Below are 25,218 nucleotides of genomic sequence, written 5' to 3' on the forward strand. Positions count from 1 at the left end.
CAACCGCTCGGACACCCCTCCATTGCGAAGGTCCATTCGTATCCAATGCAAAAGAAAGTATATCACAGGGCTACTTCAATGTCAACCAGCCTTCTATGCGGATTCCGCCGGAATTATTACTTTCAGGCCTCCCATATAAGGGCGCAAAACCTCCGGTATTACCACGGAACCGTCTGCTTGTTGATAGTTTTCGAGAATAGCCGCCACGGTTCTCCCCACTGCCACCCCGGAACCGTTTAAGGTGTGCACGTATTGCGGCCTGGATTTGGCATCGGGGCGAAAACGGATGTTGGCCCGCCGGGCCTGGAAATCTTCGCAATTGGAACAGGAAGAAATCTCTTTATAAGCCTGGTAACTGGGCATCCACACTTCCAGATCATAGGTTTTGGCTGATGAAAAGCCCATATCCCCTGTGCTCAATAGCACTACCCGGTAGGGCAGCCCCAGGAGCTGTAAGACTTTTTCGGCGTCAGCGGTCAAGCCTTCCAGTTCTTCGTAGGAATGCTCCGGGTCCACGATCTTTACCAGTTCCACCTTGTTAAACTGGTGCTGGCGGATCACTCCGCGGGTGTCCCTGCCGTGAGAACCGGCCTCAGCCCGAAAGCACGGGGTGTAGGCGGTCAGGTAAATCGGCAGCTGCCCGGCTTCCAGAATCTCCTCCCGGTACAGATTAGTCAGAGGAACCTCTGCGGTAGGCACCAGATACATCTCCCGGCCCTCTACCTTGAACATATCTTCAGCGAACTTGGGTAATTGGCCGGTTCCGGTCATGCAATCCGCGCTGACCATAAAGGGGGGCAGGATCTCCTTATAGCCGTGCTCCCCGGTATGCACATCCAGGTAAAAATTGATCACCGCTCGTTCCAGCCTGGCGCCAGAGCCTTTATATACGGTAAAACGGGCCCCGGAAAGCTTGGCTGCCCGTTCAAAATCCAGCACATCCAGCTCGGGCCCCAAATCCCAGTGGGCTTTGGGCTCATAATCGAACTGGCGGGGGTCCCCCCAGCGGCGCACTTCCACGTTGTCATTCTCGTCCAACCCCACCGGCACCGACTCATGGGGCAGGTTGGGGATATTGAGAAGTATATTGTCCAGATTAGTCTCGATGATTTTGAGCTGATCATCCAGGCTTTTTATTTCCAAACCTACCTGGCGCACTTTTTCCATCAAAGCCGCCGGATCCAGGCCTTCTTTTTTCATACGCCCCACTTCCATAGAGGCGGTGTTGCGGAATCCCTTCAGTTCCTCGACCTTGCCTAAAATAGCGCGCCGTTCTTCATCCAGGGTGATAAACCTGTCCAGGGCTCCGGAAATATTCCGTTTCTGCAGGGCGGCTTCCACTATATGGGGTTTGGCACGGATAAGTTTGGCATCTAACATGGCAATACCTCCTTCAAGCCTTTACTAAAAGTGCAGGAGCCTGGGTTTACCAACAATGCCATCCAGTTTGCTCAGGGACTCCAAGACCTCATCATCGGCCTTATTGTCCACATTGAGCAGCATGATGGCGATGTCGCCTTTGGTTTTGCGTGCGGTCTTCATGGAAGCTATATTTACCCCGGCATCACCCAGAGCAGTGGCAAAAGGACCGATAACCCGGGGGCGATCCTCGTTCTTGACGATGATGATATAGCCTTCCAAATCGTTTTCGGTTTCATAACCGTTGATCTCGACCAGGAGCGGATTTCGGGCCCTGGATACGGTGCCGGCCAACTCCAGCGTAAATTCGTGGTTGGACATTTTGGCCGTGATGACATTCTTGTAACGCCGGGTGCTCTGTTCTTCTTTATGCTCGAAAACCACAATTCCACGCTCATCCGCCATCAAGCGCGCATTGACGTAGTTAACCTTTTCAGCCATCACCGGAAGCAAGAGCCCTCTTAAGAAAGCCACGGTCAGCATTTCGGTCTCATTCATGGTCATTGGACCGCTATAGGTCAATTCCACCCTGCTTAGCGGGGCTTTGGCCATCTGATAATAGAACATCCCCATTTTCTCAGCCAGGGTAATATAGGGCTTCAGGTAATTCAGTTCATCGTTGACCATAGTGGGCAGATTGACCACATTGGGCACTATTTCACCGCGCAGGGCTTTGATGACCTGCTCGGCAATGGTTTCTCCCACCCGCTTCTGGGCTTCAAAGGTGTCTGCGCCCAAATGGGGAGTAACCACCACGTTGTTGAACTCAAACAGGGGATTGGCTTCGGCCGGCTCTTTTTCAAACACGTCCAGCCCGGCACTGGCGATCTTGCCGGAACGCAGTCCGTCAATAATGGCAGCTTCCTTCACGATACCCCCCCGGGCACAGTTGACGATGCCAATGCCGTCTTTGGCCAGGGCAAACATTTTCTCATCTATCATATGCATAGTCTCTTCATTGCGTGGGGTATGAACGGTTAGAAAATCAACCTGCTTCATCAATTCTTCCAAGGTTTCGACCTTTTCCACCCCAAAGCGTTCAAAGCGCTGATCGGCAATGTAGGGGTCATAGGCCAATACCCGCATATTGAAGGACTTGAGACGGGTCGCCACCATGGATCCGATGCGGCCCAGGCCTACTATGCCTACACTTTTCCCGTAAAGCTCCACTCCGCGGAATGGCTTGCGGTCCCATTTGACTTCTTTCAGATAACGGCTGGCCCAAGCGGTATTGCGCACTGAAGAAAGCAAAAGGCTGATGGTTTGCTCGGCCGCAGAGATCGTGTTGCTGTCCGGGGTGTTGGCTACAATAACCCCGTAACGGGTGCATACCTCCACATCGATATTGTCTACTCCGTTGCCGGCCCGGCCCACCACTTTCAGATTCTTGCCCTGTGATATGAGCTCTTCGTTAACCTGGGTGACACTGCGAACGATTAAGGCGTCATATTGATCAATGATCTTCAACAATTCTTCTCTGGATATGCCATCCCGGTAGTCAACATCCAGTTCGGTTTTCAACAGCAGAATGCCTTCTTCGGCGATTCGTTCTGTTACGATGACCTTTTTCTTTTCCATTCTAATTGCCCCTTCCTCAACCTGCGAAATCGCTATGGTTTTTCAGTATGTGCTCCTGGGCCACTTTTACTCCGGCCCCCAATTCCACCGGATGGCCCATTTTATGGAGAATCATCTCCAATGCCGCCAGGATGGCTAAGAGGTCTAATTCCCTAACATAGCCCAGATGCCCGATCCTGAAGATCACATCATATAGATTTTGCTGTCCCCCGGCTAATACGATGTTGAACTGCTGCAACATGGTCTGGCATATCTGGTTAGCCCCCAGTGTCTGCGGAGCCAAAACCGAGGTCACCGAACAGGAGGCCTGTTCAGCTTCGGCCAGGAGCCCCAACCCCATTGCGCTGACCGCTGCTCTTATCAAATCGCGGTAAAAGGCGTGCCGGCGGATAATGTTGTCCAGGCCTTCTTCAGCCATCATGCGCAGAGCTTCCTGCAGCCCGTAAAACAGGGAAATAGCCGGCGTGGTTGGCGTCTGGCCCTTCTGCAGGTACTCTAATCCGGTGCTTACATCCCAGTAAAATCTGCTGTTATTTATTTTTTTATGAATACTCAAAGCGCGCTGGTTAAAAGCCAAAAATCCCAAACCGGGAGGTATCATAAAGGCTTTTTGCGATCCGCTGGCGGCTACGTCGACCCGCCACTCATCCATCTTAAAAGAATGAGCCGCCAATCCGCTAACCGTATCAACAATGAAGAGGGCGGGATGATCCCCTAGGGCATCCGCGATAGCGGCTATATTGTTAACCACCCCGGTTGAGGTCTCATTATGACTCACCAGAACCGCTTTGATGCGTTTATCCGTGTCCCGGTCGATGCGCTCCTTAATAAGCTGTGGGTCGGCAGACTTTCCCCAGGGCACCGAAATCTTCTCCACGGCAGCTCCAAAGGCCTGGGCGATGGCTGCAAAGCGATCTCCAAAAACACCAATGGATACTGCCAGAACCTGGTCTCCCGGAGCGATAAAATTAGCTACCGCCGCTTCCATCACTCCCGTCCCCGAGGAGGGGTATATCAGTACCTCCCCCTGGGTTTGATATATGGAGCGAATACCTGCCGTCACCTCAAACAATAGATCATGAAAGGCTGGTCCGCGATGATTGATCATGGAGCGGCTCATGGCCCGGATGATCTGCTCAGGCAATGGCGTCGGCCCGGGAAGCAATAAATACTGTTCCCCTATCATTATGTGATAAAACCTCCTTGGTAAAACATTTGCAAAAAATTAATCCTCCCGCCCCTGCAGGGACGAGAGGTTTTCTCCCGCGTTGCCACCCTTGTTGGCGCCTTCTCGGCACCCCCTTAGAGGCTATAACGTAGCCACCGGTACTGCTTTCACAGCCTGCTCCAGGGTGGATTCCAAGCCAGGCTGCACTGGTTTGCACCGACCACCAGCTCTCTTCGCCAGCCATGGATTATACTGCTCCCTATCATCGCCGCTTTGACTGAATGTGGAGTTTGGCCATTATTATATTACATGGATTACCCATTTGCAACCAAATCCGACTTAAAAACCACTTTATTCTTTTTTGAAGGGTTATTCTTCTTTTTCGACCCTGAATTTGGCCAGTCCCACAATATGATCGCCGGGGGGGAGTTTCATCAGCAGGACTCCCCGGGAGTAGCGTTTTTGAACCGATATATCGTCTACTTCCAGGCGTATCAATTGCCCTTCGCCGGTCAGCAAGACCAGTTCTTCTCCGTCTTCCACGGTCTGAAAAGCCACCAGTTTGCCGTTCTTGCCCAGAATATCGATGCTTTTCAGGCCTTTACCGCCCCTCTTTTGCTCTTTGAATTCGTTCACCGGGGTGCGTTTGCCGTAGCCGTTTTCAGTCACCAGCAATACCCAGGCTTTTTCACGATATTTGTCTATGCCGATGACGTAGTCATTGAGGGCTAAATTGATGGCTTTGACCCCGGCTGCGGTACGGCCCATAGGGCGCACCTGGCTTTCATCGAACATGATGGACAAACCATGCGCACTGGCTATCATGATGCGATCGCCAGTTTCTACGCGCCGCACCCCCACCAGTTCGTCGTCCTCCCGGAGGTTGACCGCTATCAACCCCGATTTTCTGATATTATTGAAGGCCGATAAGGGGGTCTTTTTGATGATGCCCTTCTTGGTCAGCATGATCAGGTTTTTGGTATCGTCCATCTGGCGTGCCGCCACCATGGTGGTTACAAGCTCATTGGGTCTTAAGTCCAAAAAGTTTATAACCGGGGTGCCCTTAGCCTGCCGGCTTGATTCCGGCAGACGATAAGCCTTAATGGTAAACACGCGCCCTTGATTGGTAAAGAACAGCACCTGGGATAAGACGCTCGTGACCAGAACATCGGCGGCAGCATCTTCAGCCCGGTTGGTGGTTGAACTTATGCCCCGCCCGCCCCGGCGCTGGGCCCGGTAGGCCTCCAGCGGCTGGCGCTTGATGTAGCCGCGGTTGCTCAAGGTAACCACTACATCATGATCTTCGATGAGATCCTCGATGTTGTAATCACTTTCTTCGAAAGTGATCTCGGTACGGCGCGCATCTCCATAATTCTTCTTGACCTCCTCCAGATCAGCTTGAATCAAGTTTAAGATGCGCTGGGGATTCCCCAGTATATCCTCATAATCGGCTATTTTAGCCAGGAGATCCCTCTGCTCCTCTTGCAGCCGGGCTCTTTCCAGGCCGGTCAGCTGTGCGAAGCGCATATCCAAAATGGCATTCGCCTGCCGCTCCGACAGATTAAAGCGTTCCATAAGACCCTGGCGGGCCGCTTCTCGGTCTTTGCTGCTGCGAATCAGGTTCAATACCTCATCCAGATGGTCAATGGCTATTTGCAGCCCTTCCACAATATGCAGCCGGTCCCGGGCCACTTTCAATTCATAGCGGGTGCGCCTGGTCAAGACGTCTTTGCGGTGCTCCAGATAATTTTCCAGCATCTGCTTGAGGTTTAACACCCTGGGCTGCCCATGCACCAGTCCCAGCATGATGATGCCGAAACTGTCTTCCATCTGCGTATGCCGGAAGAGTTTATTGACCACCACATTAACGTTGACATCTTTGCGAATTTCAATGACGATGCGCATGCCGTTGCGATTGGATTCATCGCGCAGGTCAACGATCCCGTCAATCTTTTTGTCTCTGACCAGCTCGGCTATTTTTTCCACCAGTCGTGACTTGTTGACCTGGTAAGGAAGTTCGGTGACGATGATGGCATTGCGCCCGTTTTTGCGTTCTTCAATAGTGTGCCGGGCCCTGATGCGCACCGTGCCGCGCCCGGTCAAATAAGCCTGCCTGATGCCCTCGGTGCCCATGATAATCCCCGCGGTGGGAAAGTCCGGGCCGGGTATATGGGCATTCAATTCTTCAATCGATAGGTCCGGATTGGCAATCAAGGCTTCCAGGCCATTCACCACCTCCACCAGGTTATGGGGAGGGATATTGGTGGCCATACCCACTGCGATTCCGGCGGAACCGTTTATCAGCAAGCTGGGTATGCGGGCCGGCAAGACCTGCGGTTCCTGGCGGGAATCATCATAATTGGGGCGCCAGTCCACGGTGTCTTTTTCTATATCGCGCAACAGCTCCGCAGCGATTTTGGACATGCGGCTTTCGGTGTAACGCATGGCTGCAGCCGAGTCGCCGTCCACCGAACCGAAGTTGCCGTGCCCGTCGATCAAAGGATAACGCATCGCGAAATCCTGGGCCATTTTAACCATGGTGTCGTAAATAGCCGCATCCCCGTGAGGATGGTATTTACCCATCACTTCTCCCACGATGTTGGCTGATTTTTTGTGCGGCTTGTCATGGGTCATGCCCATGTCATATAAAGCGTAGAGAATGCGGCGGTGCACTGGTTTGAGGCCGTCCCTGACATCCGGTATAGCCCGCGACACGATTACGCTCATAGAGTATTCCAGGAATGATTTTTGAACTTCTTTTTCTATATCGATCGGCACTACCCGATCAAACAGGTTAGCTTCTCCCACTCATCACACCTCCCTATATATCAAGGTTAGTTACATATCTGGCATTGGCTTCGATAAACTCCCGGCGGGGCTGCACATTGTCGCCCATCAGATCGGAAAAAATAGCATCGGCCTGCATGGCATCCTGAATATTCACCTGCAGTATGGTGCGGTTTTCCGGATTCATAGTGGTATCCCAGAGCTGTTCGGGATCCATTTCCCCCAGGCCTTTGTAGCGCTGCACCGCCCATTTCTTGTCACTGTTTTGCAGGAAGAGGTTCATCTCCTCATCATTGTGGAAATAATGGATATCATTGCCCCGCTTCAGGCCGTACAGAGGCGGCTGGGCGATATATACATAGCCGTTTTCAATCAACTCGCGCATATAGCGATAGAAAAAGGTCAAAAGCAAGACCCGGATATGCGAACCGTCCACATCGGCATCAGTCATGATAAAGAGCTTGTGATAGCGCGCTTTCTTAATCTCAAAATCTTCGGATATACCGGTGCCGATGGCGGTGATCAAGGCTTTGATCTCTTCATTTGACAGCACTTTGTCCAGCCGGGATTTCTGCACATTGAGGATCTTGCCGCGCAAGGGCAAAATAGCCTGGAAATCGCGGTCTCGTCCCTGTTTGGCCGAACCTCCTGCGGAATCGCCCTCCACGATATACAGCTCACACAAGGCCGGGTTTTTATTGCTGCAATCGGCCAGTTTGCCAGGAAGAGTGGTGCTTTCCAGGGCGCTCTTGCGGCGCGTTAATTCCCGGGCTTTGCGGGCTGCCTCCCGGGCCCGGCGTGCTGAGATGGCTTTATCCAGAAGCTTCTTGGCCAAAGGCGGATTTTCTTCCAAGAAATAGGTCATGTTTTCGTAAAGGGCGCCTTCTACGATGCCGCGAATATAAGTGTTGCCAAGCTTGGTTTTAGTTTGTCCCTCAAATTGAGGGTCTTTGAGCAAGACCGACACGATGGCGGCCATGCCTTCACGGATATCCTCACCGGAGAGATTGCCGTCATTGTCCTTGATTAAATTATGTTTGCGGGCGTAGTCGTTGATAACCCGGGTTAAACCGTTTTTAAAGCCCACTTCATGGGTGCCGCCTTCCTGGGTGCGGATATTGTTGGTAAACGAATACAGGTTTTCACTGTACCCGGTATTGTATTGAACCGCCACCTGTACAATCACATCATCTTTTTGGGTCTCAAAATAAAGCGGCTTTTCATTGATGATCTCTTTGTTTTTATTTACATAAGTGATAAAATCACGCAACCCATCGGAATAGAAAAATTCCTTCTGGTAAGGCTCCTCCTCCCGCAGGTCGCTCACCTTGATGCGAAGGCCCCGGTTTAGAAATGACAGCTCCCTTAAGCGCTGGATGATGATTTCCCGATCGAAAACGGTCTCTTCAAATATTTCGGCATCAGGCAGAAAACTGATGCTGGTACCAGTCTCATCGGTTTCCCCGCATACCTCCAGGGAGCTGACGGGATTGCCTTTTTCATAACACTGCCGGTATATCAGGTTATCCCTGCGTACCTTGACTTCCATTTCGCTGGAGAGGGCATTTACCACCGATAAACCCACCCCGTGAAGACCTCCTGAAATGGTGTATCCGCTGCCCCCGAATTTGCCGCCGGAATGCAGGGTGGTCATGATCACTTCCAGGGCGGGGATTCCTACGGTGGGATGGATATCCACCGGGATGCCGCGTCCGTTATCACAAACCGTTACCCGGTTGCCGGGATGTATGGTCGCCTCTATGGAATCGCAGATACCGGCAACCGCCTCATCTATGCTGTTGTCCACAATTTCGAAAACCAGGTGATGCAGCCCCCGGGAACCGGTAGAGCCGATATACATTCCCGGACGCTTGCGGACTGCTTCCAAGCCTTCCAAGACCTGAATGTCGGCCGCATTATATTCACTGTTACCGTTTTGCACGCATTATGCCTCCTTCAAGTGATGAAATACCCGCTTGTACAGGGTAATGGAGGATATAGGCGAAAGGTACACTTTGTCGTCACAGATAACGACCGCTTTTTCCTTGCCCTTCTCACTGATACTGACCAGATTTTTTTCCATCCGGGCAATTTCCACGATATCACGGACATCGGTTGATACCGGAGGCTCATAATTCAAAATGGCAATAATACTGGGTGCGGAGATGATATAGTTATTGCCGAGATGAATATACATGGTTACAACTCCTTTCGCGCAATGGTTCCATTTCTCACCAGATAACTGCTGGCCTGGAACGGAACCGCAGATATGGTCTCAACGGAGGTTAAAAAGGACTGATAATCAGCCTGAGCGAGTTCTTGCAGCAATAATGCTTTGCGGTGTTGATCCAATTCCGCCAGAACTTCATCCAGTAAAAACAGGGGATAATATCCGCTGATGTCAGCAAATGCATGGATCTCGGCCAATTTTAAGACCACGACCAGATTGCGTTGTTGTCCCTGCGATGCGAATAATCGGGCCAGCCTATCATCCAGATAAATATTGAGATCATCCAGATGCGGCCCTATTAAACTTACTCTTCTTATTGTTTCCAGGGTTCTTTTCTCATGCCCGGCACGGAGCAAGTGTTCCCTGAGAATATCCAGGTTAATTGTATCACTATCTACCGGAAAAGACAGTGCATATCTCAAATGGAGACTTTCAGATTCACCGCCGAGGCGCTGATAAATGGACCTGGCAGCCTCCTGCAAGCGATGCACAAAGCGGATCCGGCTTAAGGCAACCTCGGCAGCGCTCTTTACGAAAAGTTCATCAGTTATGGCAAATACCCTGCTTTTGCCCTGTTCTTTACGCAGCATTTCATTGCGTCGCTTTAGCAATCCCTGGTAATTACTGATTTCATAGGCATAAGGCCGTGAAATCTGACCTAGAGCAAAATCAATAAACTCCCGGCGCCTGGCCGGGCTGCCTTTTATCAAATACAAATCGTCTGGAGTAAACAACACCACTCTCAGACGATCAGCATGGTTGCGATGGGCTTTTTTACTGTTAATTTCAAAAACCTTGCCTTTTTCCCTATCCAAACCGATGCGGCTCTCGAGCTTACGCTCCTCTTTTTCGTAAAGGGCCTGAAGCGAACAGCGCGAAGCCTGATGGTTGATCAAATTAGCTTCCTTGCCGCTGCGAAAAGTCGTAGTGGTAGCCAGAAAATACACCGCTTCCAATATGTTGGTCTTACCTTGAGCATTGGCACCACTCAGAATATTTAAACCTGACTCGGGCTGGAATTGCACCTGGATAAGGTTGCGAAACTGGTTGAGGCGGATCTCATTTAATCGCAAAAGGCCAATCTCACTCCCTCTTTAGCTGCTGGTTCTCAGAGGTACCAGGATATAGATATAATTGTCTTTTTCAGGATTTTTTATCATGGCCGGCCCCAGCGAACCGGATAAATTTATATCCATGGTTTCGCTCTCGCCATTCATCAGCTTGGTGATGTCCAGGAAATAACTGGTGTTAAAGGCTATTTTAAGGTCGGGGTCGCCCTGGGTGGTGATTTCCTCGATGACTTCCTTGATCTCGCCCATGGCCTCGGAGAATGAATGTACAACTGCTTCTTTTTCGGAAAATTCCAGCTGCACATGCTGGATTTTGAGCTTGTCATCAGTAGGCATGGTCTTGGCGCGCTCCAGAGTATTGAGCAGGACCTGGCTGTTGATCTTGACCATGGTATTGAAATTGGGTGGTATGACCTGTTCATAACTAGGGTATTGACCCTCGATCAAACGGGACAGGAGGATTACCTCGTCGCGATAGAAAAGGGCATTGTTATCGGTGATGGCGATATTGACCGGTTCGGGGGAATCATCCATCAGGCGCATCAATTCGTTTACCGTTCTGATGGGGATGATAAAGCTTATGGGTTCTTCTACCGTTTCTTCCAGGGGCAGCCGGTAGTAGGCCATGCGGTGCGTGTCTGACGCCACTACCCGCAGCTCCCCGGCAGCGTTGATATCAAACAATACCCCGGTAAAGACCTGGCGGAAGTGGGTCTGGGAGGCAGCGAAACTGGTCTTGCGCAGGGCTTCTTTCAAGACCTGCTGGGGCAGGCTCAGTTTGCGCTCCATATTGCTTAAAGGCAAATCAGGATACTCGAAATCACGATAAGTATTGATCGAACTCGACGAGCGCCCGTATTGAATGGCCAATTTTGCAGTATCCGGGTTTAATTCCAGGATAATGGGCAGATCGGGCAATAATTTTATAAAGTCTGAGAAATAATGGGCATTTACCAGCACTGAGCCGGGATCTACCACTTCAACCTGGCTGGAAAATGCCTTGATGCCGATCTCCATATCGGTGGCAGTCATCACCAGGCCTTTATCCTGGCTCACCTCAATCAGTAAACCGGATAATACCGGGATGGTATTCTTACTGGAAGCAGCCCGGTGCACCAGGGTGGTCATAGTCGACAATTCTTTTTTCTCGATTACAAATTTCATCTTTGAAAAGCCTCCAACCCGCTGTTTTTACTGGGATCAGTCCCTTGTGTTGCTCTCCGCATTTCATGCGTTTGAATCTTAAATCATCTGTCCGGTGACGGCATCATCTTCATCATCTTATTAACAATTTAGTATTATACGTAGTAGGCCCGCTGAATATGTGTATATCTGCCTCGAATCCTGGCGAAACTGAGACTGTGCAACTGCATAACTTTGTTGATAACTGTCTTTATTCATGGATATTAGGGTCTAGTTTCCTGGTCAGCACGTTGATTGTGGACTGCAGCTGAGCATCTAGATCCAAATCCTTTTCCACCTTATCATTGGCATGGATGACGGTGGTATGGTCCCGCCCTCCAAATTGTTCTCCTATCTGGGGGTAGGAGGCGTCAGTCATTTTACGACACAGGTACATGGCGATCTGCCGGGGATAAGCCACCTGCTTGGTGCGCTTTTTGGAAAGCAGTTCCGAAAGGGCGATGCCATAATAGGAAGCCACCTCTTTTTGAATCAGTTCAATAGTAATCTTTTTGGGGCGGGGCGGTGGCAAAATATCTTTCAAGGCCTCACTGGCGGTGGACATGTTGAGCGGTTTATTGGTTATGGTGGCATAGGCCACCATACGGATTAATGCGCCCTCCAGCTCCCGGATATTGGAATCGATATAATTGGCTATATAATCGAGTATATCATAAGGTATATTTAAATTTTCGGCCTGAGCTTTCTTGCGCAATATGGCCACCCGGGTTTCCAGATCGGGGGGTTGAATATCGGTGATTAGACCCCACTCGAAACGGGAGCGCAGCCGGTCCTCCAGGGTGGGAATATTCCTGGGGGGACGGTCGCTGGAGATAACCAGCTGTTTATTGGCTTCGTATAAAGTATTAAAAGTATGGAAGAATTCCTCCTGAGTACGCTCTTTGCCTGCTAAGAACTGGATATCGTCAATCAACAGCACATCGATATTGCGGTATTTATTGCGAAACCCGAAAGTACTGTCGTCTTTGATGGCGGTTATCAATTCATTGGTAAACTGCTCGCTGGAAACATACATTACCGAGTATTGCGGGTTTTTGCGCAGGATATGGTGGCCGATAGCCTGCATCAAATGGGTTTTGCCCAGACCCACCCCGCCGTAAATAAAAAGAGGATTGTAGGCCTTAAAAGGGGATTCCCCCACCGCATAACAGGCGGCATGGGCAAAACGGTTGCTGTTTCCTACCACAAAGGTGTCAAAGGTATATTTCCGGTTGAGTGAGGAAATTTTGTTGTCAAGACTGGAATCTGTGGTAAGCAGCAGTGAAACATCCTGATTGGTCATGCTGCGCAGCTTTTTTTGCATATTGTCGAGGTAGCGTGACTCAATCCATTCTTTAGTCAGGGAATTAGGGACACTGATAATAACGTTATTATTAAGGAAAGAATCATATTTTACTAAACTGAACCAGATGTCAAAGCTGGTGGAACCGATTTCTTCGCGCAAAGATTGCATGATCTTATTCCAGATCACGGCGTGGTCAATGGACATTCCTTTAGGCCTCCTGTTGGTTTGTGGATAAACTTGCTGTGAATAATTAAAAGGCTGTGGATAAGCGCTCAGAAACCAATGATAACCAATGCTTTGCACAAGCGCAACTGTCCTTTATTAAGGCCAAGCTGAAAATATAGTATAATCATAGCAGATTAAGCCATTTTTTAGAAGTATTTAGAATCCGTGGTATTCTTGACATTAAGGGGCTTATGTCAATATAATAAAATGGTGTTTATAACAAGGGAGGCAACCATAGATGAAAAGAACATACCAGCCTAAAAACCGGCAGAGAAAAAAGGTACACGGTTTTAGAAAGAGGATGGCCACCGCCAGCGGCAGAAAAGTGTTGGCTGCCAGGCGCAGAAAAGGCAGAAAGTCGCTATCAGCATAGGTCGTCAAAAACGGCCTTTATTTGTTTTGGGAAGGTCCTGAATGTTAGCAAAATCACAGCGGATTAAACAGGGGCGAGATTTCCACAACATTTATAAATCTGGCCATAGAGTATCGGGCCGCTATATACTGTTATTTTTTAGACCCGGAGCAGGGGAAAGCAGCCGAGTAGGTTTTGTCGTAAGCAAGAAAGTGGGCAAGGCTGTGATTCGGAACCGGGCCAAAAGAAGGCTCAGAGCCTTGTGGCGTGAGATCATGCCTGGCTTGAAGCAGCCCTTTGATGTCGTGATCAATGCGCGCCCCAGCATTAAAGAGAGCAGCTGTGAAGAATTACATAAAGACCTGTTGTTTACCCTGAAGAAAGCCAAGCTATGTTAAAGAAAGCGGTCTTGACAATAATTAAAATCTACCAGAAGACCAGCGTATTCAGGCTCCCTGCCTGTCGTTTTTATCCTTCCTGTTCCAGTTATTCGTTGCAAGCAGTTGAAAAGTATGGGGTATTAAAAGGAGGATGGTTGTCAGTCAAGAGAATTTGCCGGTGTCATCCCTTTAATCCGGGGGGTTATGATCCCCTGCCCTGAGATTTATAGCGTTGACACCATATTACGAGGTTCACTCTTAAGGAGGTGAAACCTGCTGGCGGCGAAGAATAGTCGCTCATAGCAGGGCTTAGTTTGTGGCAAACCTTTGTTCAATGGTTTACTAGCCTGATTCAATTTCTGTATGATTTTACGGTAACCCTGGGATTTCCCAGTTATGCGCTGGCGATTATTTTAATGACTTTATTGATCAAGCTGCTGCTTTTCCCTATCAATCAGAAGCAGTTGAAATCAATGCGGGATATGCAGGAAATCCAGCCGCGCATGAAACAGCTACAGGAAAGATACAAAGATGAACCCGAAGTCATGCAGAAAAAGTTGGCAGAACTGTATAAGGAATCGGGGGTCAGTCCACTGGCCGGATGTCTGCCGTTGCTCTTACAGATGCCGATATTTATAGCATTCTATCAGTCCTTGCTGCATCTTCAGTTTGTGGAGCCAGCTCATGCGGCATTTTTCTGGATTTCCAATTTAGGCCAGAGGGATCCGCTATTTATACTGGCATTACTCTCCGCCGGAACCACTTACCTGCAGCAGAAGGTGTCTACCGTCAATGCAGATGATCCTACCCAGAAATCCATGATGTATATGATGCCCTTGATGATGGCGTGGATCGCAGCCACAGTTCCTGCGGGTTTGGCACTGTACTGGGTTACCTTTAACATTTTAGGGATACTGCAGCAGCTGTTAGTCAATCACAGCCATAAACAGGCAAAACTGGATACTGGAACAGGAATAACCGTCGCGGCTAAATTTGAACAGCCTATTGAAGCCCGTCTAAATACATCCGGTATAGATGATGAAATGGATGATGAGCCGGCTTCCGATTTAGAACAAGAACAGACAGCGGGGAGGGACAAAGGAGGCAAGAACACCCATGGAAGAGCAAGTAATCGAAAAAAGAGGAAAAAACGTTGATGAAGCCATCAAAGCAGCTCTTGATGAACTAGGTTGCGACATCGATGATGTGGTGATTGAAGTTATCGAAGAGCCTACCAAGGGTATTTTGGGATTTATGGGCAAAAAGCCGGCTGTGGTCAGGGTTTCGAAACGAGAGAAACCGGGGGAAGATGTCCAGAAGGTTTTAGAGGAGTTGCTGGACCGCATGAAACTGGCATACCGCATTGATAAGGTCGATGTTGAAGAAGACCGGGTGCGGATCAATATTGCCGGCAAGGATGTAGGCTTACTGATCGGTAGAAAAGGCGAGACTTTAAATGCCCTGCAATTCGTAGTCGGACTCATTCACAACCGCAACCGGGAGGAAAAGATGCGCATCGTCCTGGATGTGGAAGACTATCGAAAAAAGAAAGAACAGTCTTTGCAGAGCCTGGCCCTGCGGTTGTCGGATAAGGTAAAAAACACTAAGAAAAATGTGGTAATGAGACCGATGAGTTCACAGGAAAGGCGAATTGTTCATACCGCTTTACAGAGCGACCCCCAGGTAACCACCTATTCGACCGGAGATGAGCCTAATCGCAAAGTAGTGATATCTCTTAAAAGGTAAATGAATAAAGGCCCTTATTACGGGCCTTTTTTTTATGCCATTTTAAACCGCATTCAGACCGCAAAGTTTCACGACATTGCCGGCTAAATGCCATAATTATGCGGGAACAACAGCCGGGGCCCTTGTGTAAAGCGGTATTTAATCTGGTAAGATATTTATAGTCAACACCAAACCGGGTTAAAGAGGTTTTTGAAAGATGCAGCAGGAAACCATAGCGGCTATTGCCACCCCGCCAGGTGAAGGTGGCATTGCCATTATCCGGGTCAGCGGCAGTGAGGCCATTGCCAAAGTAGGGGCCATTTTTAAGCCCAGGATAAAAGACCGCGCTCTGAACCAACTCCACGGATACCAGATGATTCTGGGCTGGATTGTCGATGATCAGGGCCAGCCTATCGATGAATGCCTTCTGGCGGTAATGCGCAAGCCGCACAGCTATACCGCTGAAGACACGGTGGAAATACATTGCCATGGCGGTGTTCTGGCTGCCCGCCAATGCTTGGAACAGGTTCTGGGCCAGGGGATCAGAGAGGCGTATCCCGGGGAATTCACCCAGCAGGCTTATCTTAACGGGCGGCTTGATGCCAGCCAGGCAGAAGCGGTCATCGAGATTATCCGGGCCAGAAGCAAAAAGGCTTTGAACCTGGCTGTGAAACAGCTCTCCGGATATAACAGCCGGTATATACACCGTCTGGAAGACCGGTTGATACAGGCCGCAGCACTTATAGAGGCCAGTATCGACTTTCCTGAAGAGGTGGGCGAACCGGATTATGAGGAAATTGCAAGACTGCTGGCGGAAGTACAGCATCACCTGGGCCAATTGCTTGCGGCCGGGAAACGGGCTGAAATCTACCGCAGCGGGGTGAAGGTGGTTATCTGTGGAAAACCCAATGTGGGCAAATCCAGTTTGCTCAATTGGCTGAGCGGCCGTGACCGCGCCATTGTTACCGAAATACCGGGAACCACCCGGGATATCATAGAAGAATATGTGAATATTAAAGGCATTCCCGTCCGCCTCATCGACACCGCCGGTATACGCAAAACCGAGGATAGGGTGGAGGCCATCGGAGTACAGATGGCGCAGCAGGCCATAAGCGAAGCGGCACTGGCCATATTCCTGCTGGATATAACTTCCGGCATCACCTTGGAGGATGAAGAGGTATTTCACAGCCTTAATCCGGACCGGACCATTATTCTCATAAATAAAGACGACCTGGTTGAAAAACAGATCGATCACGAGCGGATTCAGGCCTGTTTTCCCGGCATACCGGTGATTTTTGGCTCGGTCCGCGAAGAACAGGGCTTAAACGAGTTGCAGAACCGGGTTGAAGCCATGATTTTGTCCGGATTAGGCCGGGAGGGAGAGGTGGAGATGCTTCTCAGCGCCCGCCAGCAGCAAATTTTACAAGACTGTCAGGAGCACATTGAGTCTGTTAGCGAGATACTGGGCCAGGTATCGCTTGACTGCCTGGCGGTTGAGATCAGTGAGCTATTGGAGGATATGAGCGAGCTGACCGGCAAGAGCTTGAAAGCGGATGCAATTGAACGTATATTCAGGGATTTTTGTATTGGCAAATAAGGTTTATCCATATATTCAGGAGGAAGGCTATGGTTTATGACGCGGGGTCATATGATGTTGTGGTGATTGGCGCCGGACACGCCGGCTGCGAAGCGGCCCTGGCGGCCGCCCGCATGGGATGCCGCACCCTATTATCCACTTTGAGCATCGAACATATTGCCTTGATGCCATGCAATCCCTCTGTGGGGGGGCCGGCCAAGGCTCAGGTAGTCAGAGAAATCGATGCTCTGGGCGGAGAAATGGCTATAAATACCGACAAAGCCTGTATTCAGATGCGCATGATCAATACCGGCAAAGGCCCTGCGGTTCAGGCCCTGCGGGCTCAGGCCGACAAGCATCAGTACCATTGGGCTATGGTGGATACCCTTTTGCAGCAACCTGGTCTCGACCTGCTGATGGCCGAAGTGGAGAAGATTGAAGCCGATCAAAGCGGAGTTGCGGCGGTTGTCACCAGAACCGGGGCGCGGTACCTCTGTAAGGCGGTGGTGGTGACTTCGGGAACCTATCTGAAAGGACGCATCATTATTGGAGATGTCATCTATGATGGCGGCCCCAATAATCAGGTGCCGGCTATGAAACTCTCTCAAAGCCTGATGGAACTGGGACTCACTCTGGGACGCTTCAAGACCGGCACCCCGCCGCGCATAAACCGGCGCTCGGTGGATTTTTCCAAGATGATCGAACAGCCCGGGGACGAGCGTCCTTTACGATTTTCCTACCTCTCCCCGCTGGAACCGCGGCAACAGATATCCTGCTGGCTGACCCACAGCACCCCGCTCACCCACCAGATCGTTATGGACAATATCCACCGGGCCCCCATGTTCACCGGGGTAATCAAAGGAAGAGGCCCGCGCTATTGCCCGTCATTCGAGGATAAAGTGGTGAGGTTCTCCCATAAATCATCGCATCAGCTGTTCATTGAACCGGAGGGCCGCAACACCGATGAGATGTATGTACAGGGACTTAATACCAGTCTGCCTGAAGACGTGCAGTTGCAGGTATTGCGGAGTATACCGGGCCTGGAAAATGTGCACATGATGCGCACAGGCTATGCTATCGAGTACGATTACGTGATTCCCTCGCAATTAAAGCTGTCCCTGGAGACCCGGGTTATACCCGGGCTGTTCACCGCCGGCCAGGTAAACGGGACATCGGGATACGAAGAGGCTGCCGGACAGGGCCTTATAGCAGGCATCAACGCCGCTCTCAAGGTGCAAGACCGGGAAGTCTTGATTCTGAAGCGCAGTGAAGCCTATCTGGGAGTATTAATAGACGATCTGGTCAACAAAGAAAATGATGAGCCCTACCGCTTGCTGACCTCACGGGCAGAATACCGCCTGTTGCTGCGCCAGGATAATGCCGATTTGCGTTTAACCGCCAAAGGCCGCGAAATCGGATTGGTGGATGATGTGCGCTGGGAGGCTTTCAGCCTCAAGCTGGACAGGCTGGAGGCAGCAAAAAAACAGATGGTTGAGACCACTTTCACCCCTGGAGACGCAAAAATGACAAGCTTTTTGGCCGCCCAAAACAGCGCTCCTTTAAAAGACCGCATCTCCCTATGGGAGTTGTTGCGCCGTCCCGAAATCGAAATCGGGCAGTTGGTAGAACAGGGCTGGCTGGAGGAGGCCCCGCCCGACATCCTGGAACAGTTGGAGATACAGAGCAAATATGAGGGATATATCAACAAACAGCGGGAACAGGTGAAGAAGTTCGAAAAACTCGAAGAGCGTAGAATCCCCGAGGATATAGACTATGGTGAAGTGTACGGGCTTTCCAATGAGGCCCTGCAGAAGCTCCAGGCTATTCGTCCCCGGTCACTAGGTCAGGCTTCCCGTATTTCAGGGGTGAACCCGGCTGACATCAATGTGCTGCTTATCAATCTGGAAAAAGCTAGAAGGAAATCCTGATCGGGTATGGAATATAAAGTAAAAAGATTTATTGAGATTCTAAAGGAAGAGAATAAAAAGCAAAACTTGGTGAGCCGCAAAAGTCTGGCGGAAGAGATTGACAAACATGTGGAGGACAGCCTGCAGGCCAACCAGCTTATGGATATATCTGGAAAAAGACTGGTTGATATCGGCAGCGGGGCCGGGTTTCCCGGACTGATTCTGGCTATTAGCCGCCCGGACTGCCAGGTGACCCTGGTGGAGTCCGACCGCAAAAAAGCGCAGTTTCTAAATAATGTGGCCGCTAAGCTGCAATTGTCGAATGTTGCAGTAGTCCCAGAGCGCGCCGAAATATTGGGACATCAGGAGGGATTTCGCGAGCAATTCCAGTTATGCACCAGCCGTGCGGTGGCGGCTTTAAACGTACTCTTGGAGCTTTCCCTGCCTTTGCTCACTGTGGGAGGGCAGGCGGTTATTTGGAAGGGGCGCAATTATCAGCAGGAAATAGATGAAGCGCAGCATGCCCTGCAAACCCTGGGAGGAGTCCTGGTCGAACAGCATGATTATACCTTGATGCAGGAACGCGATCGTATTTTGCTGGTAGTAAAAAAGACCACCCCTACCCCGGCGCGTTACCCGCGACGACCGGGAATTCCCGCTAAACGTCCCTTGTAAAAGGAGGATATGAATTGTTTAAGGCCTGGGAGAAGATGACCGGAAAAGGACAGCAAAAGGTGGTCGAACAGATCCCGGCGGAGCTTATCAGACCTAATCCTTATCAGCCCCGGCAGCAGTTTGATGAAGAGGAATTATTCAAACTGGCTCAGTCTATCAGAGCCTATGGACTGATTCAGCCCATCGTGGTGCGCTCAGTGGAAGGAGAATACCAGATCATTGCCGGCGAGCGCCGCTTTCGGGCTTGCCGTATGCTGGGGATGGAGCGCATCCCGGCCATTGTGCAGAACATGAATGATCAAAACGCCGCGGCGGTATCACTTATTGAGAATATTCAGCGGCGGGAATTGAATTATTTTGAAGAAGCCAATGCCTATAGCCTGTTAATCAATAATTTCGATATGACTCAGGAGGACCTGGCTCGCAAAATAGGCAAAAGCCAGTCAGCCATAGCCAATAAGCTCAGACTTCTAAAACTGCCCCTGGAAGTGCAGAGCCTTATAGTGCCGGATATGCTCAGCGAGCGCCACGCCCGGGCACTGCTTAAGCTCAACAGCCCTGAATTGCAGATCGCGGCCATTAAGCAGATCTACGAACAGGAGTTGACGGTAAAAGAAACCGAGAAATTGGTACAGGATCTGAGCAAAAACAACATGCCCCGGGAAAGCGAGGCCAAACCCGGCGGGCAGCAAGTTTCCATGATCATCCATGACGCCCGCATTTTTATCAACACCATCAAAGAAACGGTGAGGCGCGCCCGGCAAATTGGGGTAGAGATACAAATTGAAGAGGAAGACGGCGAGGATGAATACCGGATCAATATTCGCATCGGCAAAGTGCGTAAACCGCGGCGCATGAGCGGCGGATTTTAAGGTTTGACGGCGGGCAACCCGCCTTTTTTTATGCCTGTTTAATGGTAACAAAAACACAATATGGTTGCTTTTTGCTATAATAACAAACAAAGACTCGACATGTGGAGGAAATAGTAAAGCAGATGGCATGGTTACGCAGAGGGAATAAGCCCCGGCAGCAAAAGCAAGAAATAGGTGCGGGTCCGGTTAAAAAGATCGCTTTAGCCAATCAGAAGGGCGGGGTGGGCAAAACCACTACCGCCGTGAACCTGGCCGCCTGCCTGGCCCTGGAAGGATATAAAGTGCTCCTGGTGGACTGCGACCCTCAGGGCAACGCCAGCAGCGGGTTGGGCATCGACCGGCGCAGCCTCAAAGAATGCCTTTATAATGTGCTGTTGGATCAACGCCCGGTTACAGATCTGATCACGCCCACCCGGGTGGAGAAGCTCGATCTGATTCCGGCCACCATTCAACTGGCCGGCGCCGAAGTGGAAATGGCCGGATTGGAGCATCGCGAACACCGGCTCAAAAACGCCATTAAGGTGGTTGATGATGAATACCATTATATTTTGTTCGACTGCCCCCCGTCACTGGGGCTTTTGACTATCAACGCCCTGGTGGCCAGCGATTCGGTGATCATTCCTCTGCAGTGCGAGTATTATGCCCTGGAGGGCCTAAGCCAACTGGTAGATACGGTGCTTCTGGTAAAACGCCGCCTGAATCCAACCCTGCAGATAGAGGGCATTGTTTTTACTATGTTTGACGGCAGAACCAATCTTTCCATACAGGTGGTTGATGAAGTTAAAAAGCATTTTCGCAAACAGGTGTACCGTACCATTATTCCCCGCAACGTACGCTTAAGTGAAGCCCCCAGCCACGGGAAACCGGTGGTTCTATATGATTCCAGATCAAGGGGAGCCGAGATATATAAGGAATTCACTCAGGAGGTGCTCAGGCGTGGCTAAGAAAGAACGCGGCTTGGGAAGAGGTCTGGATGCACTGCTGTCTACTGATTTAATGGGCCTGGACAGTCAGCAGATCGTCAACATTGAAATTGAACATATTATGCCGCGCCAGGGGCAGCCGCGTACCAGATTCAACGACGCGACCCTACAGGAATTGGCTGCGTCAATCAAAGCTCAGGGCCTGCTGCAGCCCCTCTTGCTCCGGCCCCGGGGCAATAAATATGAGATTATTGCCGGGGAGCGGCGCTATAGAGCGGCTAAACTGGCCGGCCTGGATTCCCTGCCGGCGATAATCAGGGACATCAAAGACCGTGAAGCAGCCGAGATCTCATTAATTGAGAATATACAGCGCGAAGATTTGAATGCTGTAGAAGAAGCCAGGGCTTACCGGCATCTTATGGAACATTACGGATATACCCAGGAGAAGGTTGCAGAAGTTATAGGCAAAAGCCGGGCCCATGTAGCCAATACCATGCGCATTCTGTCGCTTCCTGATGAGATACTGCAGATGATAGAGGCCGGGCAGTTAACAGCCGGGCACGCTCGCACCTTGCTGACACTGCCGGATGCCAAGGCACAACTGATACAGGCCGGGGAAATTATAAAAAATAAACTTTCAGTGCGGCAGGCCGAGGCCAAAGGGCGGGCGGGCAAGAAAAAAGTAAAAAGGACCGTGGAGGATATCCCTATCAAAGCAGCGGAGATTTTAGATCTGGAAGAGAGACTGCAAGAGCATTATAGCACCCGGGTGGAAATATACCCGGGACCTCGCGGGGGCAAAATACAGATAAGCTATTATGATGATGAGGACCTGGAAAGGGTACTGGAGTTGCTAGGGCTTTAGCAGAATGTTTCACGTGAAACATTATCCTCCTTTTAAATCTTTAAAGATCAAAATAAAAACCCCCGGATGCTTGTTCATTCAGACCTCCGCTGCAGGAGACCGGCATTTCTATTCATACCTGGCGATTCCGTAAAAAACAGCAGCTATAAGATTCACCTGCCAAAAAATTGCCGGGTGTTGAAAAGCAAACCGGGCATTTGTGACCGAGCCTTGTTAAGATGTAATGCAAGAATATCAAGGGAGCATTTAGCGCCGCTTATTTCCCGCACCCTGCCGGGGTGTAGAATGTTTCACGTGAAACATTGCCCTGCCCCCGGGATATGGCAAAAGAAGGAATCCAGTCCAGTAATAATGAAGGAATAATATTCGAAAAATAAAAACATAGGCAGAGACAGGGACGGATCGCTTGGAGCAGGGTTTGATGACCATTAAGCGGCGCAACAGGCCAGGATCAGTTATAACCGTTGGCGGTTTGCAGAAACGCTACAAGCAGCTTTCAAGGACCTTGGCGATATAGAAGGACTGACCGTAGCATCGATATTCGCAAAAACATAGTCCAACCTACCTTTGCAATTCTCAATAATTATTAAATAGCAAACATTTGACCGGCATAAAGCGAAGCGGGAAAGCCTCTCACATCAAAGTATAGCGGCTTTGATGGCGGCCAGAGGGACAATCCACCAAGATCCTGAATTAAGGAAGGGCAGCCTTAACGGAAAAGTAGCAATAAGCGGCGCCGGCCTGATTAGTGTGATAGCGGCTGCTATATGTAGGGTCGCTTGGAAAAAACCGGAATGTAAGCACAGTATATGAGCCGGGTCAGAGAGATCAGGGCGCTGCAAATATATTCCAGCAGCTTGAGGAGGAGAGGGTATAATTGTTTAAGAACCGGGTAGAGGCCGGCAATATGCTGGTTAAGACCTTACAAGAACAAGGCTGGGAATTCGATATCGTCCTGGGGATCCCCTGCGGAGGCATCGTTCCCGCCAGGCAGATAGCGAAGCAATTCAATTGTCCGCTTGATGTAGTTCTGGCCAAGAAGATGGGCTCTCCCAGCCTGCCGGAATATGCGGTCGGGGCGGTAACCCCCGATGGTGAAATACTGGTGCATGAACGGCTGCAGAACCTTTGGGAGGAGCAGCGCGAACCCATAAAACGTATGGCCCAGGTGGTGCAAAAAGAGCTGAACCGGCAGCTTGACTTGTTTCGCAGCCATAAAAAGGCCATTCTCCTCAAAGGATTGAGGGTTTTGCTGGTAGATGACGGCATTGCCACCGGCTTTACTATAAAGGCGGCCATCCGCTACCTGAAAAGACAGGGAGTGAGGGAGATCCGCGTAGCGGTGCCGGTCTGCTCGCGCAATGCCTATCGTACTTTAATAAACGAGGCAGATGCAATCCTGGTTCTGCATATTCCACAGCAGATGTACGCCGTCAGCCAGTTTTATGAGGAATTCAGCAGTGTAGAAGACTGTGAGGTCATTAAAATTCTTGGCTGTGAGGATGAAAGCCCTGCGGCTACCTAGCGGTCTTGGGCGCAGGCCCGGGTGCCGCAAAATGGAGAGTATTATCTGGGTTATGACCCCGCCAGGGCAGTTCTTTCGCGCAGGCGCAGGTATTGTAAATGGGCCACAGTCAGGCCTTCGGCTATTAATTCCGCCATCCGGTAGACCACATACAGACGGGTATTCTGCAAAACCAGGTGATCCAACAAGCCTCCCACATTGACCACCCCAGAAACATGAAAATCGCCTACCGCAGGAAGCTCCTTATTAAGGGCTGTTCCCGGCTGCAGGCTGCCTTTCTTGACATTTATAAAACCGATCCGATCCACCTTGCCCAGACATGCATCTATGGCCACAATCAAGGACTGCGGGATCTTCCGGCTAATTTCATCCAGGGTTTCGGCCAAGTTGACTGCGTGAGCCGGGTTTTCAAGGGTGCCGAATATGTGGGCTGATGGCAGCAGGCTTTTCAGCCTGCTGCCCACCAGAGGCCCTAAACAATCGCCGGTGGCACGGTCAGTACCAATACAAACATACACCGGTTCGCGGCCAGCCTTAGGGTCATTCTCCACCAGGTTTTTAAAAACCGACTGATAAATGCGATTAAAACAGAGTGGATCATCATAATGAAAGGAAACCGCTTCCTCCACAACAGGATTAATATGCAGCTGCAATATATGGCCCCCTTTTAAACTGTTTTATACATATTCTAGCCACTGCCATTATTTTTATGCTTTATTTGACCCCGGGCTGGAATATTAATGTAAGAAGCCAATGGGGAAGGGAGGGCTTCTTATCCGACAGGCTGCTATCTTGGTGTGGGGTTACCTGGGGGCTGTGATCGGGGCTGGTTTTGCCTCCGGTCAAGAGATAATGCAGTTTTTTGTGCGCTACGGGGATGCCGGCGCAATGGGCGCGCTGTTTAGCCTGGTTTTATTCGCTCTATGCGGCGGCTTCTTGATGCATCTGGCTCACCGCCACAAGGTCTCCAATTATCAGGATCTGCTGCTCATAATGGGGGGCAGTTCCATTAGCCGGGTGATTGACTTGGGTCTGGCCTGTTTTTTGTTCCTGGGAATCAGCACCATGTTATCCGCCAGTGGAGCAGTATTCCACGAGCATTTGCATCTGCCCAAAAATCTGGGTATCGCAACGGCTTACCTGGCTGTTCTGATAGCCCTTTTGGCCGGCAAAAAAGGGCTGGTATACTCGTATAATATTTTGGTGCCCATAAAAATCGTACTGCTGTTAATTATAAGCGCTTATGCCGCCTTCCATGTCCCGCCGGTCAATCCGGCTGTAATGACGGCCTTTGTTCACACCCCCATGAAGCTCGACTGGCTTCTGGCCGCATTTTTGTATGTCGCCTATAATTTCGCTCTGGCAATGGTAGTACTGGTGGAATACCAATCGCTGACCACCCCTAAAAAGGGTATTATTGGCGCAGTTTATGGCGGACTCATGAATGATAAGG

Annotated in this window: 22 protein-coding genes, 1 pseudogene and 1 other annotated feature; of the genes and pseudogenes, 13 read left to right on the top strand and 10 right to left on the bottom strand. The window is 50.4% G+C overall.

What is annotated here, in order from left to right:
* Window positions 1-93: 93 nt before the first annotated feature.
* The 9 genes from serS to dnaA form a co-directional block, all read right to left on the bottom strand.
* Window positions 94-1,380 carry a serine--tRNA ligase gene (gene serS, locus B3W37_RS14760; RefSeq protein WP_483170145.1) on the bottom strand — a complete coding sequence of 429 codons (1,287 nt, stop codon included), beginning with the start codon at window positions 1,378-1,380 and terminating at the stop codon, window positions 94-96.
* A 24-nt stretch (window positions 1,381-1,404) separates the two neighbouring features.
* Window positions 1,405-2,997, bottom strand: coding sequence for a phosphoglycerate dehydrogenase (gene serA / locus B3W37_RS14765; RefSeq protein WP_483170144.1), 1,593 nt, complete (start codon window positions 2,995-2,997; stop codon window positions 1,405-1,407).
* A gap of 16 nt (window positions 2,998-3,013) precedes the next feature.
* Window positions 3,014-4,183: a pyridoxal-phosphate-dependent aminotransferase family protein gene (locus B3W37_RS14770; RefSeq protein WP_483176256.1), complete on the bottom strand. Its 1,170-nt coding sequence runs from the start codon at window positions 4,181-4,183 to the stop codon at window positions 3,014-3,016.
* 55 nt (window positions 4,184-4,238) lie between these two features.
* Window positions 4,239-4,440 (bottom strand) — a binding site (T-box leader).
* A 94-nt stretch (window positions 4,441-4,534) separates the two neighbouring features.
* Window positions 4,535-6,973, bottom strand: a complete 2,439-nt coding sequence (gyrA, locus tag B3W37_RS14775) for a DNA gyrase subunit A (protein ID WP_483176257.1) — start codon at window positions 6,971-6,973, stop codon at window positions 4,535-4,537.
* Window positions 6,974-6,986: 13 nt separating this feature from the next.
* Window positions 6,987-8,894 (bottom strand): DNA topoisomerase (ATP-hydrolyzing) subunit B, encoded by a 1,908-nt coding sequence (gyrB, locus tag B3W37_RS14780; protein ID WP_483171795.1) that lies wholly within the window; start codon window positions 8,892-8,894, stop codon window positions 6,987-6,989.
* A 3-nt stretch (window positions 8,895-8,897) separates the two neighbouring features.
* The gene (gene remB, locus B3W37_RS14785; RefSeq protein WP_481041966.1) at window positions 8,898-9,149 is read right to left on the bottom strand and encodes an extracellular matrix regulator RemB; all 252 of its coding nucleotides are present in this window, start codon (window positions 9,147-9,149) and stop codon (window positions 8,898-8,900) included.
* A 2-nt stretch (window positions 9,150-9,151) separates the two neighbouring features.
* Window positions 9,152-10,255 carry a DNA replication/repair protein RecF gene (gene recF, locus B3W37_RS14790; RefSeq protein WP_483176258.1) on the bottom strand — a complete coding sequence of 368 codons (1,104 nt, stop codon included), beginning with the start codon at window positions 10,253-10,255 and terminating at the stop codon, window positions 9,152-9,154.
* Window positions 10,256-10,276: 21 nt separating this feature from the next.
* A complete protein-coding gene (gene dnaN / locus B3W37_RS14795; protein ID WP_483176259.1) occupies window positions 10,277-11,416 on the bottom strand; it encodes a DNA polymerase III subunit beta in 1,140 nt (379 codons plus the stop codon).
* 229 nt (window positions 11,417-11,645) lie between these two features.
* The gene (dnaA, locus tag B3W37_RS14800) at window positions 11,646-12,944 is read right to left on the bottom strand and encodes a chromosomal replication initiator protein DnaA (protein ID WP_483176260.1); all 1,299 of its coding nucleotides are present in this window, start codon (window positions 12,942-12,944) and stop codon (window positions 11,646-11,648) included.
* Window positions 12,945-13,203: 259 nt separating this feature from the next.
* Here dnaA and rpmH point away from each other — a divergent pair, with 259 nt between their 5' ends.
* The 12 genes from rpmH (at window position 13,204) to B3W37_RS14860 (ending at window position 23,765) form a co-directional block, all read left to right on the top strand.
* Window positions 13,204-13,338 (top strand): 50S ribosomal protein L34, encoded by a 135-nt coding sequence (rpmH, locus tag B3W37_RS14805; protein WP_481041958.1) that lies wholly within the window; start codon window positions 13,204-13,206, stop codon window positions 13,336-13,338.
* Window positions 13,339-13,379: 41 nt separating this feature from the next.
* Entirely contained in the window at window positions 13,380-13,715 is a 336-nt protein-coding gene (rnpA, locus tag B3W37_RS14810) for a ribonuclease P protein component (protein ID WP_481041956.1), read from the top strand.
* Window positions 13,709-13,918: a membrane protein insertion efficiency factor YidD gene (gene yidD / locus B3W37_RS14815; protein ID WP_481041954.1), complete on the top strand. Its 210-nt coding sequence runs from the start codon at window positions 13,709-13,711 to the stop codon at window positions 13,916-13,918. The genes rnpA and yidD overlap by 7 nt, the downstream gene beginning before the upstream one ends.
* Window positions 13,919-14,011: 93 nt before the next feature.
* Entirely contained in the window at window positions 14,012-14,854 is an 843-nt protein-coding gene (locus B3W37_RS14820; protein WP_483169518.1) for a YidC/Oxa1 family membrane protein insertase, read from the top strand.
* A complete protein-coding gene (gene jag / locus B3W37_RS14825; protein WP_483169519.1) occupies window positions 14,814-15,443 on the top strand; it encodes an RNA-binding cell elongation regulator Jag/EloR in 630 nt (209 codons plus the stop codon). The genes B3W37_RS14820 and jag overlap by 41 nt, the downstream gene beginning before the upstream one ends.
* Window positions 15,444-15,639: 196 nt before the next feature.
* A complete protein-coding gene (gene mnmE, locus B3W37_RS14830; protein ID WP_483169520.1) occupies window positions 15,640-17,019 on the top strand; it encodes a tRNA uridine-5-carboxymethylaminomethyl(34) synthesis GTPase MnmE in 1,380 nt (459 codons plus the stop codon).
* Between the two features lie 29 nt (window positions 17,020-17,048).
* Window positions 17,049-18,926: a tRNA uridine-5-carboxymethylaminomethyl(34) synthesis enzyme MnmG gene (gene mnmG / locus B3W37_RS14835; RefSeq protein WP_483176261.1), complete on the top strand. Its 1,878-nt coding sequence runs from the start codon at window positions 17,049-17,051 to the stop codon at window positions 18,924-18,926.
* 6 nt (window positions 18,927-18,932) lie between these two features.
* Complete coding sequence (rsmG, locus tag B3W37_RS14840) at window positions 18,933-19,580, top strand: 16S rRNA (guanine(527)-N(7))-methyltransferase RsmG (protein WP_483176262.1); 648 nt, start codon at window positions 18,933-18,935, stop codon at window positions 19,578-19,580.
* A 14-nt stretch (window positions 19,581-19,594) separates the two neighbouring features.
* Window positions 19,595-20,452 carry a nucleoid occlusion protein gene (noc, locus tag B3W37_RS14845; RefSeq protein ID WP_483169525.1) on the top strand — a complete coding sequence of 286 codons (858 nt, stop codon included), beginning with the start codon at window positions 19,595-19,597 and terminating at the stop codon, window positions 20,450-20,452.
* Between the two features lie 122 nt (window positions 20,453-20,574).
* Window positions 20,575-21,396, top strand: coding sequence for a ParA family protein (locus tag B3W37_RS14850; protein WP_481041940.1), 822 nt, complete (start codon window positions 20,575-20,577; stop codon window positions 21,394-21,396).
* Window positions 21,389-22,240, top strand: coding sequence for a ParB/RepB/Spo0J family partition protein (locus tag B3W37_RS14855; protein WP_483169526.1), 852 nt, complete (start codon window positions 21,389-21,391; stop codon window positions 22,238-22,240). The genes B3W37_RS14850 and B3W37_RS14855 overlap by 8 nt, the downstream gene beginning before the upstream one ends.
* 877 nt (window positions 22,241-23,117) lie before the next feature.
* Window positions 23,118-23,765, top strand: coding sequence for a phosphoribosyltransferase (locus B3W37_RS14860; RefSeq protein WP_483169528.1), 648 nt, complete (start codon window positions 23,118-23,120; stop codon window positions 23,763-23,765).
* Between the two features lie 50 nt (window positions 23,766-23,815).
* Here the strand turns inward: B3W37_RS14860 and yyaC are convergent, their stop codons facing one another.
* A complete protein-coding gene (gene yyaC, locus B3W37_RS14865) occupies window positions 23,816-24,418 on the bottom strand; it encodes a spore protease YyaC (protein ID WP_483169530.1) in 603 nt (200 codons plus the stop codon).
* A 142-nt stretch (window positions 24,419-24,560) separates the two neighbouring features.
* Between yyaC and B3W37_RS14870 the strand changes: the two are divergent.
* Window positions 24,561-25,218 (top strand): annotated as a pseudogene (locus B3W37_RS14870) (hypothetical protein); the annotation flags it as partial.

Source organism: Syntrophomonas sp. UBA5494 (genome assembly GCF_002426325.1).